Source organism: Haliea sp. E1-2-M8, from assembly GCF_030649675.1.
Classification (GTDB): domain Bacteria; phylum Pseudomonadota; class Gammaproteobacteria; order Pseudomonadales; family Halieaceae; genus Haliea.
In genome coordinates this window covers 1-12,488 of sequence record NZ_JAUTDR010000007.1, presented here as the reverse complement: position 1 = coordinate 12,488, position 12,488 = coordinate 1, and the positions used below count along the sequence as shown (strand labels likewise).

At 66.5% G+C, this 12,488-nt stretch carries 11 protein-coding genes; 8 read left to right on the top strand and 3 right to left on the bottom strand.

The window, feature by feature from the left end:
• Positions 1 to 120 precede the first annotated feature (120 nt).
• The 6 genes from Q6D67_RS07365 to Q6D67_RS07340 all read left to right on the top strand — a co-directional run bounded on the left by Q6D67_RS07365 (position 121) and on the right by Q6D67_RS07340 (position 7,227).
• Positions 121 to 945: an SDR family oxidoreductase gene (locus Q6D67_RS07365; protein WP_304704951.1), complete on the top strand. Its 825-nt coding sequence runs from the start codon at positions 121 to 123 to the stop codon at positions 943 to 945.
• 25 nt (positions 946 to 970) lie between these two features.
• The gene (locus Q6D67_RS07360) at positions 971 to 2,167 is read left to right on the top strand and encodes an MFS transporter (protein WP_304704950.1); all 1,197 of its coding nucleotides are present in this window, start codon (positions 971 to 973) and stop codon (positions 2,165 to 2,167) included.
• 66 nt (positions 2,168 to 2,233) lie between these two features.
• The gene (locus Q6D67_RS07355; RefSeq protein WP_304704949.1) at positions 2,234 to 3,850 is read left to right on the top strand and encodes a 5-guanidino-2-oxopentanoate decarboxylase; all 1,617 of its coding nucleotides are present in this window, start codon (positions 2,234 to 2,236) and stop codon (positions 3,848 to 3,850) included.
• Positions 3,851 to 3,852: 2 nt separating this feature from the next.
• On the top strand, positions 3,853 to 5,085 hold the full coding sequence (locus tag Q6D67_RS07350) for a pyridoxal phosphate-dependent aminotransferase (RefSeq protein ID WP_304704948.1): 1,233 nt from the start codon (positions 3,853 to 3,855) through the stop codon (positions 5,083 to 5,085).
• Positions 5,078 to 6,328, top strand: a complete 1,251-nt coding sequence (locus Q6D67_RS07345) for a Zn-dependent hydrolase (RefSeq protein ID WP_304704947.1) — start codon at positions 5,078 to 5,080, stop codon at positions 6,326 to 6,328. The genes Q6D67_RS07350 and Q6D67_RS07345 overlap by 8 nt, the downstream gene beginning before the upstream one ends.
• Positions 6,325 to 7,227, top strand: coding sequence for a dimethylarginine dimethylaminohydrolase family protein (locus Q6D67_RS07340; protein ID WP_304704946.1), 903 nt, complete (start codon positions 6,325 to 6,327; stop codon positions 7,225 to 7,227). Before Q6D67_RS07345 ends, Q6D67_RS07340 begins: the two co-directional genes overlap by 4 nt.
• A 43-nt stretch (positions 7,228 to 7,270) precedes the next feature.
• Here Q6D67_RS07340 and Q6D67_RS07335 read toward each other — a convergent pair whose 3' ends face one another.
• Genes Q6D67_RS07335 through Q6D67_RS07325 form a run of 3 tightly spaced genes read right to left on the bottom strand, consistent with a single transcriptional unit; the run spans position 7,271 to position 10,783 of the window.
• On the bottom strand, positions 7,271 to 8,110 hold the full coding sequence (locus tag Q6D67_RS07335; RefSeq protein ID WP_304704945.1) for an SDR family NAD(P)-dependent oxidoreductase: 840 nt from the start codon (positions 8,108 to 8,110) through the stop codon (positions 7,271 to 7,273).
• A 20-nt stretch (positions 8,111 to 8,130) separates the two neighbouring features.
• Positions 8,131 to 9,513 carry a hypothetical protein gene (locus Q6D67_RS07330; protein WP_304704944.1) on the bottom strand — a complete coding sequence of 461 codons (1,383 nt, stop codon included), beginning with the start codon at positions 9,511 to 9,513 and terminating at the stop codon, positions 8,131 to 8,133.
• A 25-nt stretch (positions 9,514 to 9,538) separates the two neighbouring features.
• Positions 9,539 to 10,783: a sulfotransferase gene (locus Q6D67_RS07325; RefSeq protein WP_304704943.1), complete on the bottom strand. Its 1,245-nt coding sequence runs from the start codon at positions 10,781 to 10,783 to the stop codon at positions 9,539 to 9,541.
• A 160-nt stretch (positions 10,784 to 10,943) separates the two neighbouring features.
• Between Q6D67_RS07325 and Q6D67_RS07320 the strand changes: the two genes are divergently transcribed.
• The gene (locus Q6D67_RS07320) at positions 10,944 to 11,588 is read left to right on the top strand and encodes a TetR/AcrR family transcriptional regulator (RefSeq protein WP_304704942.1); all 645 of its coding nucleotides are present in this window, start codon (positions 10,944 to 10,946) and stop codon (positions 11,586 to 11,588) included.
• Between the two features lie 271 nt (positions 11,589 to 11,859).
• A partial coding sequence (locus Q6D67_RS07315) for a DUF222 domain-containing protein (RefSeq protein WP_304704941.1) occupies positions 11,860 to 12,488 on the top strand: 629 nt, incomplete at its 3' end.

Sequence of the window (12,488 nt, the reverse complement as noted above, 5' to 3'; positions counted from 1 at the left end):
GCCGGGTCTTGAGGGACGTATCCTGGCGCTTATTGAGCCGCGGCCAGAGAAAACGGTTGCGTCGCGCAGGCGGTTTCCTATGATGTGGGACCAGTCCGACAACAGGGAAGTTTCCACTCCATGGCTTACAGCACAGGTAAATCCGCCGTTATCACCGGCGCCGGTTCCGGCATCGGCCGCGCCCTGGCGCAACAGTTGAACCGCGAGGGCTGTGCCCTGTTCCTCGGCGATGTCGATACCGGCGGCCTGGCGGAAACCGTAGCCAGCCTGGAGCACAAGGACGCACCGGTAGTCCAGCAGCAGGTGGACGTATCCGACAAGGCGGCCGTGGACCGCTGGGCAGCCACCATCGCGGAACAGCAGTTGGCGGTGGACATCGTGGTCAACAACGCGGGGGTGGCCTATAGCGCCCGGGTGGATGAGTGCAACTACGATGACGTGCAGTGGCTGATGGGGGTCAATTTCTGGGGCGTGGTGCACGGCACCATGGCCTTCCTGCCCCTGCTGAAGGCCGCGCCACAGGGCCACCTGGTCAATATTTCCTCCATTTTCGGCATGATCGGGGTGCCCACCCAGTCCGCCTACAACGCCGCCAAGTTCGCGGTGCGCGGCTACACCGAGGCCCTGCGCATGGAGATGGCTGGCAGCAACGTGCATATCTGCTGTGTCCACCCCGGTGGCGTGGGCACCAATATCGCTCGTCGCAGTCGCGGCGGGCCGGCGGATGTCAGCGCCGATGAAAAAGCCGCCCTGTTCGACCAGCATGTGCGCACCAGCGCGGAATCCGCCGCCGCCCAGATCATTGCCGCCGTGGCGAAGCGCAAACCGCGCCTGATCCTGGGGCCGGACGCGAAATTCATCAACCTGCTGAGCCGCCTGTTCCCGGTGAGCTATCCGCGGTTCATGCCCGGCCTGGGCAAAGTGGGCCGGGACGAGCCCGCGTGACCCGGGGCGCCAGCCACGTCAGCCCATGATGACCAATAGCAAACTGGCGACGGGGCAGCTGACGGTACTGATCCTGGCCCTGATGGCCACCGGGATCGGTCAGTCACTGGTGTTTGCCATCCTCGCCCCGCTGGGGCGGGAAGTGGCGATGAGTGAGTTGCAGATCACTTCGATTATCGCCGTTTCGGCTCTGGTCTTTGCCCTGGCGTCGCCCCACTGGGGCCGGCTCAGTGACCGGGTCGGACGCAAGCCCATCATCATCACCGGCCTGCTGGGGTATACCGTGGGCACCCTGGTGTTCACCAGCGTGTTCTACGCCGGCCTGGCGGGCTTGCTGGGCGGCACCCTGCTGTACGGGGTGGCGCTGCTGGCGCGCTGCGGCCAGGCGGTGATCATGTCGGCCACCAGCCCGGCCACCACGGCCTATGCGGCCGACAACAGCAGTACCGAACACCGCACCCGGACCATGGCCAAGCTGGGCACCGCCAACAGCATGGGCACCATCCTCGGGCCCGCGGTGAGCGGCGCGCTGGCGACCTTTGGCCTGCTTGCTCCGCTCTATTTTGCCGCGGCGCTGGCGGCCTCCGCTGCCCTGCTGATCTGGCGCCAATTGCCGCTTACGCCGCAACGGGACCTGGTACCGCGCCATCTGCGGGTGCGGCTGCGGTTTTCCGACCGCCGGGTCCGGCACCTGCTGGCAACCACGGTGGGGCTGTTCGTGGGGTTCTCGGGTATCCAGCAGACCCTGGGTTTTACCCTGCAGGACAAGCTGGACCTGAGCGGCATCCAGACCGCGCAAATGACCGGCGCGGCACTGATGGTCTCCGCCGCCTTCACCTTTCTGGTGCAGATCACGGTGATGCAGCGGGTCAAGCTGGAACCCGGGCAGTTCATTCGCCTGGGGCTGCTGGCCATGCTGTTCGGCGCCGTCCTTCTCGCCAGCGCGGACCGCTTCCCACTGCTGGCGGTCGGCATGGCCTTCATCGGCACCGGGCTGGGGCTGACCATGCCCTCCATCGCTGCCAGCGCCTCACTGGCGGTGGCGCCCGAGGAACAGGGCGCCGTTGCCGGCCTGGTCGCCGCCTGCCCGGCTATTGGCTTTGTCGTGGGGCCAATCTCCGCCGGCGCCCTGTACCAGGTGCACCCGGCGCTGGCGCCCGTGTTCAGCGCCACCGTGTTCTTTATCGTGCTGGTGCTATTGGTGCTGCGGGAACGGCGCTGACCGAAGCGGGCCAGGCCGCGGTGCAGGCGCTGGCTAACCGACAGGCGCCCGGCTACCATTCACCGCATGACAACTATTCAAACCAGACAGCGCGGTATCACCTGCGGCGAGTACCTGGCACAGATGCTGGCGGCCTGCGGCATTGAGCTGGCCTTCGGCATTCCGGGCACCCACACCATTGAGCTGTATCGGGGCCTGCCCGGCAGCGGCATCCGCCACATCACCCCCCGCCACGAGCAGGGGGCCGGCTTCATGGCCGACGGCTATGCCCGGGTGACCGGCAAACCCGCCGCCTGCCTGACCGTATCCGGCCCCGGCGCACTCAATATTGCCACCGCCATGGGCCAGGCCCTGCAGGACTCGGTACCAATGCTGGTGATCTCGGCGGACAACAGCCGCCACCAGCTCGGCCTCGGCGAGGGCCGCCTGCACGAGACCCGCAACCTGCAGGCGGCGATGGCGGAGTGCAGCGTCTGGAGCCACCGTCTAATGCGCGCGGACGAGCTGCCGCGGGTGCTGGCCCGGGCCTTCGCCATCTTCGCCAGTGAGCGCCCGGGGCCGGTACACATCAGCATTCCCCAGGACGTGATCAGCGCCGATGCCAGCCACCTGGAGCTTGCACCCTGGCCACTGCCCTCGCGGCCGGGTCCGGACCCGGCGGCAATTGCGCGGGCGGCAGCGCTGCTCAACGGCGCCGAGCGCCCGGTCATCGCCCTCGGTGGCGGCAGCGCCGATGCCGCCGCCCAGGTGCGGGACCTGGCGGCGTTGCTGGATGCGCCGGTCACCTGCACCCACAACGCTCGCGGCATCCTGCCCCCGGAGCACCCGCTGCTGGTGGCCAGCAGCCCCTCGCTGCCGGCGGTGCGCGCGCTGTACGCAAGCGCGGACGTAGTGCTGGCCATCGGCACCGAGTTCAGCGAGACCGACTACGATTTCTTCTTCGATGGCGGCTTTACTCTCGGCGGCAAGCTGGTGCGCATCGACATCGACAGCGCCCAGCTCTGCCGCAATGTTCGTCCCGACGTGGCGATTCGCGCCGACAGCACTCTCGCCCTGGCGGCGCTGCTGCCCCTGCTGGAGAAACGCGCCCGCGACGGTGCCAGTCGCACCGCAGCCGTCATGGACGCGACCACCGGGCACCGGCCCGACTACCAGGCGTTTCTGGACTGCCTGCAGCGGGCCCTGCCGGGCGCGGTCCTGATGGCTGATTCGACCCAGCCGGCCTACTTCGCCGCCGCCCAGTATCACCCGCCGGCTCCACGGAGCTTCGCCAGCGCAGCCACCGGCTACGGCACCCTGGGCTACGCCCTGCCCGCAGCCATCGGCGCCCGGCTGGCGCACCCCGAGCGGCCGGTCATCGCGCTGATCGGTGACGGCGGGCTGCAATTCACCCTGCCGGAACTGGCCAGCGCCGTTGAGGCCGCTGTCGGCATCGCCGTGGTGGTCTGGAACAACTGTCGCTACGACATGATCGCGCAGAACTTTGTCGACGCGGGCATGGAGCCCATCGCCTGCGACCTGTATACCCCTGACTTTGTTGCCACCGCCCGGGCCATGGGCTGCGTGGCGGAGCGCGCCGCCAACCTGGCGCAGCTGGAGCAGCTGTTGCGCGCCAGTACCGGGCGCGGCGTACCCACCCTGATCGAATTGCAGGAGCGCGACTTCCTGCATCTGGATCCATAATTGTGAGCAAACGCATGAACGCCATAGCCAAGGCTCCTTTCACCGGCCGCATCAGCCAGCTCGCGCAACGCCTGGCAGGCGCCGACGGCGGGGGGGTGTGGGAAGTACACGAACGCGCCTGCGAGATGGCCGCCCGCGGCGAGCCCGTGTGCCTGCTGTCGATCGGCGACCCGGACCTGCCCACTCTGCCCTCCACCATTGCCGCCGCTATCGACAGCCTGGAGCGGGGCCGCACCCATTACGCCCCGGGGCGCGGCGAGCTGAGCCTGCGCCGGACTATCGCCGATATCGAAACCCGTTCTTCGGGCAAGCCCTGCGACCCCGACGAGATCGTGATCTTCCCCGGCGCCACCAACGCCATCTACTCGGTGCTGGCCTGCCTGCTGGATGCGGGGGAGGAGGTGGTGGTCGCGGAACCCATGTACGTCGGTTACCAGGGCCTGTTCGACGCTCTCGGCGTCCGCGGCGTCAGCTTTGCGCTGGACCCGGCCCGCGGCTTTGCCCTGGATACCGCTCTGGTGCAGGCCGCCGTCACCGCACAGACCCGGGTAATCATGCTCAATACGCCCGGCAATCCCGCGGGCAACATGATCGGGGCCGGGCAACTGCGGGAGCTGGCTGACTGGTGCCTGGCCCGGGATATCTGGCTGGTCTGCGATGAGGTGTACTCCATGATCACCTTCGAGGAGGCCCACACCTCCCTGCGCAAGGCGGCCACCGTGCTGGACAACATCGTGCTGGTGGACGGGCTGTCCAAGTCCCACGCCATGACCGGCTGGCGGCTGGGCTGGACCGTCAGCGCGAGGCCCCTCGCCGACCGCCTGCTGGACTTCACCTCGTCGACCATTTTTGGCTGCTGCCAGTTCGTGCAGGATGCAGCGGCCCACGCCCTGACCAATGACGAGGACTATATTGCCGGGGTACGGGATGAGTATCGCCGGCGCCGGGACTATGTCTGCCAGCGGGTTGCCGCGATTCGTGGCCTGGACTGTGAAGTACCGGCCGCGGGCATGTTCGTGATGGTTCACGTCGCGGATACCGGCCTCGACGGGCTGGCCTTCGCCGAAGCCCTGCTGGCCCAGGGCCAGGTATCGGTGCTGCCCGGGGTGGGCTTCGGCGCGAGCTGCCGCGACTATGTAAGAATTTCCCTGACCCAGTCCGTGGCGGCGATGGCCCCCGCCTTTGACCGGATTGAGACTTTTGTCGCCACGCTGGAGAATGAACTCCATGACTGATGCTGCAAGCTCACCCCGGATCAACTCCGATCGCCTGTGGGAGCGGCTGCAGGCCATGGCCGCCCACGGCGCTACCGCCAACGGCGGCTGTAACCGGCAGGCACTGACCGACACCGATCGGGCGGGCCGCGACCTGTTCCTCGACTGGTGCCGGGAGGCGGGCTGCGAAGTCCGCATCGACGCCATTGGCAACATTTTTGCCCGCCGCCCCGGCAGCGAGGCCGAGGCGGCGCCGGTCCTTGCCGGCAGCCACCTCGATACCCAGCCCACCGGCGGCAAGTACGACGGGGTCTACGGGGTACTGGCGGGGCTGGAGGTGATCGAGACCCTCAATGACGGGGATATCCACACCCGGCACCCGCTGGAGGTGGTGGTCTGGACCAACGAGGAAGGCTGCCGCTTTGACACTGCGATGATGGGCTCCGCAGTGTGGTCCGGCGCCATGCCCCTGGCCGAGGCCCGCGCGCTGACTGACCGCGACGGCCACAGTGTCGGCGACGAGCTGCAGCGCATTGGCTATCAGGGCGAGCAGCCGGCGCAGCCCTTTCCGGTGCATGCCGCCTTTGAGCTGCATATCGAGCAGGGGCCGGTGCTGGAGGCGGAGGAACTGGCCATCGGCGTGGTCACCGGGGTGCAGCACATGAGCCGGCACCGGGTGATCATCGACGGCGTCGCCACCCACGCCGGCCCGACCCCCATGGCCATGCGCCGGGACCCGATGATGGCGCTGGCGGCGCTGCTGCCGGCACTGTTTGCGCTGGCCACCGAGCAGGGGCCCGACGCCCGGGTCACCTGCGGCTTCGTGCAGGCGCGGCCCGGCTCCAGCAATACCGTTCCGGAACAGGTGGAGCTGACCGTGGATATTCGCCATCCGGAGCTGGCGCGCTATCAGGCGCTGGAGGCCGGGCTGGAAGCGGCGGTGGCGGCTGCCAGCGCCCGCTATCAGCTTGACGGAAGGGTGAGCTGCTTCTGGGAGGCGCCTGGCGTTACCTTTGACCCGGACTGCGTAGCGGCGGTGGCACAGGCCGTCCAGACCCTGGGCTACAGCCACCGCAAAATGGTGTCCGGGGCCGGCCACGATGCCTGCAACCTGGCCGGCGTCGTGCCTACCAGCATGATCTTCATCCCCTGCGAGGGCGGCATCAGCCACAACGAGGCGGAGGCCATCACCCGGGACCAGGCGGAACAGGGCGCGAACGTGCTGCTGCTGGCCATGTTGGAACGGGCGGGGGTGGCGGCATGAACATTGGGCAGCGCAAGGCGGGCGGCGGCAGCGAGGTGCTGTCACGCTGGGGCATGGACTCCGAGTACGGCATCCTGCGGGATGTGCTGATCGGCCCGGTGGATCACTACAGCTGGCAGCCGGGCAATGCCATGGCCCGCCGCTCCCGGCGCCTGGGCCGGGAATTCGACCCCGAGCTGGCGCGCAGCCAGTACCGGGAGATGCTCGACGCCTACCGGCAGGCCGGTGTCACCACCCACATCCTCACGCCCGACCCCGCCCTGCCCTACCAGATCTATGCCCGCGATTCCTCGGTGATGACGCCCTGGGGGCCGATCATCACCCAGATGTACAGCCCCTGGCGGCGCGGGGAATGGAAGGCGGTACTGGAGTTCTACCTGGCCCGGGATATCCCCATCTACGACATCATTACTGCCGGCAGCCTCGAAGGCGGCGATTTCATGGTGCTGGAACCGGGGGTGATCGTCTGCGGCAGCAGCGGCGAGCGTACCGGCCCCGAGGGCCTGGCCCAGCTGCAGGCCTGGGTGGAAGCGGAGGGCTGGGAATTTCGCAGCTACAGCTTTGACCCCTACTTCCTGCACCTGGACGTCAAGTTGGCGATGCTGTCGGACAAGCTGGCGGCGGTCTGCGGCCAGGCCCTGGAGCAGGAGTTCCTGGACTGGCTGCAGGGGCGCGGTATCGAACTGATCGACATTTCCTATCGGGCGATGCTGGAGCTGGGCTGCAACGTGGTTGCCCTGGGCAATGACCGGGTGCTGATGCCCAGTGACAACGCGGAACTGCGGGACAAGTGCCGGGCGCGGGGGCTGGAAGTCATCGACCCCGACGTCAGCCTGTTCACCGCCGGCGGCGGTGGCGTGCACTGCATGTGTCAGCCCCTGCGACGGGACCCCGCCTAAGCGGCCCGACTTCCGCGGCCCCACCTGCGCGGCCCGACCCGACCTATATCTCTGCGGGCAGGAAGGCATCCCCCAGCACGGTCTTGCCGTCAAGGCTGTGCACCGACAGAGCCTGCCCCAGCACCCACTGCCGGCTGTAGGCCATCTGGCCCACGTAGCGTCCGGAACACAGGGACAGAGCCGCCTCCGCCATCATCTCGATCGGCTCGGCCCAGTCCGGGTGGCGACGGGCTATATCGCGCACGTACTCGGCGCCCGGGGTCAGCACAATGCTCTCCGGCGCCAGCGTATTGACGTAGATATGCTCCGGCGCCAGTTCGTGGGCCAGGCCCTCGCTGTAGCGGTTCAGGGCCGCCTTGCTGGCACCGTAGGCGGCAATCACCAGCGCCGCCTCTCGGCTGGCCCGGTACGGCGGCAGCGGCTGGTTGACGGTGGCGCTGCTGATGCTGAGGATCCAGCCCGTGCCGCGTTCACGCATCCCCGCCAGCGCCTGCTCCGCCAGCTCCATCGGCACGTTCAGGTTCAGGTCCACCATCATGTTGCGCTTTGCGGTCGTGACTCTGCTGGGCAGGTCCATGCTGGAGCCCGCGGCATTGTTGACCAGGATATCAATGGGGCCGAAGTGTGCCGCGGCCCGCGCTATCAGGTCAGCGCGCGCCGCCGGGTCCAGCAGGTCGCAGACCTCCGCCGCCGCGCGGCCGCCATTGCCGTTGATCGCCGCCACCGCCTCCTCCAGCGTGCCCGGCAGGTTGCCGTGGGCGCCCAGGCGCGATGCGCACAGCACCACCGCCGCGCCTTCGGCGGCAAAGCGGGTGGCAATGGCGTGGCCGATGCCGCGACTGGCACCGGTAATCAGAGCGGTCTTGCCCTGCAGTTGTCCCATGGTCTTCTCCTTGTTATGAATCAATACTGCCGATATCGGCGCTGTACATGGCGATGGCGCAGCAGGCGCTCGGCGGCGCGCTCTTCCGGAGTCACGGTGCGCGCGTGGGGCATATGCGCACGGATCTCGTCGAAGGCCACTTTGGTCGCGGTCAGCGTTGGCCACTGCTCCTGCGGCGGCTGTTCCGGATAGGTCCAGCGCATGCTGGTGTAGCCGTGGGGCACGCCGGTGGTGCTCACCCAGTTGGCGATACCCGGGTCGCGGTGGCAGACCACCCAGCGCCGGGCACCGTCGGGGTCGGTTTCCACAAAGTGCGCGTTGATGTTGCTGGGGTAGCTCTCGAAGTCCAGCGACTCCCCCCACAGGTTGGCCAGGTGAAAGCCGAGGAAGTGCGGCTCCACCGGAGTGCGGGTCTCGATCACCAGCGCCTCGTCATCTTCCAGCAGATAGGTACCGCCGGCGTAAATGTTGCTGCTCTGGCCGCCGCCGGTGGCGATGCCCAGCACATTCGGCGGGTTCATGTCGTTCACCGGCATGAACGGCTTGTCCAGGCCCATGCGCTCGCTGATGCCGCCGGGCACCTGGCCGTAGGTTTCCAGGGTGATGGTGTTGAAGGCGTTCCAGAAATGTACCTGGTTGCGGGCGATGCGGCCGATCTCCCGCAGCATGTGCTCTGCACCTTCCGGATCAATGGGCGGGCGCGGCTCCTGCTCGCAGCCGAGGCGCAGGATCTCCAGGTCGAGCAGGTCCTGGCTGGCCCAGTCGTGGAACAGCTCGCGGCAGGTCAGGAAACGGCCCACGTGCTCTACCCCGCGGCTGTTGCGCTTGCTGAGCATGAAGTTGCCGCTGTAGCCCTCGGGCTTCTCCGGCGCGACCAGGATTTCGAAGCTGCCGTCAGCCTCCACCTGCAGCTTGCTGCTGTCCAGGGTGCTGGTATTGATGCGGGTGCCCGGCTGCATTTCGGACAGTTTGCCGCTGTCGCCCGAGTAGCCGCTGGCCAGTTCGAAGATCACGTACTGGGGCGCGGTGGTTCCCGCCGCCGGCGCCTCGCCGCGCCAGTGCCGGGTGTCGGCGGCGCGACCACGAATGCGGTAGCTGTGGTTGCCGTCGATCTCCACCCCCAGGTACACCGCGTCGGCGTTGTCGATAGTGGAGCGGTTCATGGGCTGGATCGCGCGCCGAAAGCGGGGATAGAGCGGATCCGCCAGTGCCCGTTCAATGGCGTTGAGCATGAAGCCGACCACATAGCGGTAGCCCTCCGCCAGGTTGCGGTTCGTGGGTGGCGGCGGGTACAGGGCCGGGTCGTCGATGGCGTTCCGGGCTTCCTGGAAGCACTGGATCATGTCGTCGAAGGCCGCGCGCAGGGACTCGCGGGTGGCGGCGGTACTCTCGGGGTGGGGCATGCGCAAGATCCTCTAAGTCAGCTTGTTATTTTGCGGTAGCGGTAGCCGGTGGCGATGTGTCTTCAGCATCGGTCGCAGCCGGCAGCCGTTCACCAGCGCGGGGCTCAGCCGCCCGCGGCTCGCCCGCGCGCGGCCAACCATAACGCTCATAGAACGGGCCCAGCCGCCGCTCCAGCAGTTCGGCGGACAGGTCGTATTCGCCCAGACTGTACTCAAACTTCGAGTGGTGGCTTTTCTCCCGCTCGGCATTGGCCTGCAGGTAGTGGTCGAAGGCCTCGCTCACGGTCATGCCCAGGGCGTCGTAGACCGCGTGTACAGTCTCCCGCGGTCGCGCCGTGAGTTCGCGGTAGTCGACGAAGGCATGCGGCGTTTCCGGGTGACGGGCGAGCTGATCCGCCGGGTTGTGGAAGCTCTCGAAAGAGGTTTCCAACAGCATTTCCAGGGAGTGGGCGTAATCGGCCTTCTGCCAGCCGCAGCTCCGCCAGGAGATTTCCACCAGTTTCAGCAGGCTGGGCACGCACTCGGCAGGGTCCCGCACCATAACCACAATGCGCGCGTCCGGGAAAAATTCAATCAGCGAGCCCACCCAGCCGCTCATCACCGGGTTCTTGCTCAGGTGGATACGGTCACCGCCGTTCAGCAGCAGCTGGCGTTTTACCAGCTCCCGGTAATGGTGCAGCCAGCGTCGGCGCTTGGCGGGCATCTGGTCCAGGTGGAACAGGTCCAGCACATCCATCACCGGCAGGTCCGTCGCCCACTGCTGGGTGACAAAGGCGGCGCGCATGGCGAACTGGTCCTCCTCGGAGGTCCAGAGGCTCATGTTGTGGATATGGCGGAAGGGGCCGAAGGTCCGGTCATCCCAGGCTTTCAATTTGCGGTGAATGAAACCGCGCAGCAGCCGGCTGTCCACCCGCCCCAGCCAGCGGATAACTTTTTTCTGCAGCAGCGAGGGGAACAGGGTTTCCCAGTACAGAAAGTAACTGAAGCGCTCACCGTCCGCCGCCAGCAAGCGGTGCATCAGGGTGGTGCCGCTGCGGGCGTGGCCGACGATAAACACCGGGGTTCTGACCTGCAAGGTCCACAGCCGCGGGAAGAATACGTAGTCGAGCAGGAAGCAGAGACTGTGGAATATCGTCGCCAGCGGCGTGATTACCAGCAAGCGCAGCAACAAGCGCCGCCGACCGGGCCAGTGCTTCAGGCCCCAGACGTGGCGCAGCAGACGGAAGTAGTAGTCAAAGTCGAAATACATGGCGCTCGCAGGCTTTGTCATTTCAGGGCAATACCGTACTCTAGCCATCTTAACGACCCTGGCAACTGCGGTTTTGGCTTCCGTGCTGCCTTTCGTATCACTCTGTTTTTATTGACCTTTATTGGACGCTGTTGGCCGTGAACCGCCCCGCCTTACATTTTCAGCCCTGCTGGCATGCGCGGTGAGCGAAAGTCGGCTGCCACAGCCCCGCAAGCGCCCCCGTCAGCAGCGCTCCCGCGCGCTGGTCGCAGCCATCCGCGAGGCCTGCCTGAAAATCCTCGAGCAGGAGGGGCCGGACAGGCTCACCACTGAGCGTATAGCAGAAGTGGCCGGCGTGAATATCGCGTCCCTGTACCAGTACTTCCCCAACAAGGAAGCCGTGCTGGCGGATGTCTACGAAGAGCGCATGGCGGCACTGGTGGCACAGACGGCAAGCGAATTCACCCGGATCCACGCCCTGACGGACCAGGGCCTGGAAGCGACCCTGGCGGCGATCATCGACCTGGAAATCGGGCTCCTGTTGCAGCTGTACCAGATGTATCCGGACTTCTATCTGCAGTACCAACAGAGCCTGGACATCCGCGGCCGGGTCAACGAGCTGACCCAGTCCCTTGCCAATCCTTCGTGGGAGCAGTGGTTCCCGGGCTTCCTGCGCCATCACCGGGCACAGTTGCACCAGGGCGATATTGACACCATGGCCTTTATCGCCCGCCGCAGCCTCGACGCCTGCCTGCAGTCCGCGCTCGCCGAGCGGCCGCAGGCGCTGGAAGATCCCGGCTTCAGGGAGGAACTGCTGAACCTGTTGCTACGCTATTTGCTGAGGTAACAGCTTGGGGTGACAGGGCTGCCCCCGATCAATTTTGCTGAGTAGATTTCTTGGCAGTTGCCTGCAGGAGATCCTGGGCAACTGCATGCCTTGCTTGCGTTCCGCATTGGCCACGGCTCGCGCCAGCTCGCTCTGCAAAGCACGCCGGTTTGGAGAGGGTAATCATGAGCGTGTCGCGCGAATGTGGCTGAATTTGATGAAACGCGGTTCTTGGGGTAGTGGCGCGGCTCGGCTAGAATACTGGTTATACATACAGCATTGGAGCCTTCTCATGGGCATGCCAGCGATTGTGGAAGATTGGCCCCAACGGCTGACTGGGGCGCAGCTCGGTCAGGCGATAACTCTTCTCTCGGCGCAGATCAATGCAGCGAATCACCGCTTGTTGCGGATGATCGCCGAGTTCGATCGCTGTGGTGGTTGGCGGGAACAGGGAACGATGCGTTCCTGCGCCCACTGGCTGGTGGCCAATTGCGGCATCACGCTGGGCGCTGCGCGGGAGAAGGTGCGGGTGGCGCGACAACTGGAAGTGCTGCCGGAGGTCAATGAAGCCTTCTCGGAGGGCGGCGTCTCCTATTCCAAGGTGCGCGCCATCACCCGTGCGGCCTGCGATCAGGTGGCCACGCCGGAGAACGAGGGCTTTATGGTGCACCTGGCGCAGCAGAACAGCGCCGGGCATCTGGAAAGGCTGGTGAGCAGGTACGAACCAGTAGCGGAACCAGGGCTGGCGGCGTTGTTGGAATGGGGGCCTGAAGCGGCTGCAGCTGCAGCTGCTGGTGTCTCGGGCGATGTCGCTGAGCGTGGTGCCGCGCCCGAGCTGGATGCCGAAGCAATGCGCGAACTGGCCCGCGAGCTGTACTGGTTTCAGGACGAAGACGGCATGTGGATTATTCATGCCAAATT

Excerpts from the sequence above, each read along its gene's own strand:
- Q6D67_RS07365 (WP_304704951.1), top strand. The coding sequence starts at position 121 with ATGGCTTACAGCACAGGTAAATCCGCCGTTATCACCGGCGCCGGTTCC.
- Q6D67_RS07360 (WP_304704950.1), top strand. The coding sequence starts at position 971 with ATGATGACCAATAGCAAACTGGCGACGGGGCAGCTGACGGTACTGATC.
- Q6D67_RS07355 (WP_304704949.1), top strand. The coding sequence starts at position 2,234 with ATGACAACTATTCAAACCAGACAGCGCGGTATCACCTGCGGCGAGTAC.
- Q6D67_RS07345 (WP_304704947.1), top strand. The coding sequence starts at position 5,078 with ATGACTGATGCTGCAAGCTCACCCCGGATCAACTCCGATCGCCTGTGG.
- Q6D67_RS07340 (WP_304704946.1), top strand. The coding sequence starts at position 6,325 with ATGAACATTGGGCAGCGCAAGGCGGGCGGCGGCAGCGAGGTGCTGTCA.
- Q6D67_RS07335 (WP_304704945.1), bottom strand. The coding sequence starts at position 8,110 with ATGGGACAACTGCAGGGCAAGACCGCTCTGATTACCGGTGCCAGTCGC.
- Q6D67_RS07330 (WP_304704944.1), bottom strand. The coding sequence starts at position 9,513 with ATGCCCCACCCCGAGAGTACCGCCGCCACCCGCGAGTCCCTGCGCGCG.
- Q6D67_RS07325 (WP_304704943.1), bottom strand. The coding sequence starts at position 10,783 with ATGACAAAGCCTGCGAGCGCCATGTATTTCGACTTTGACTACTACTTC.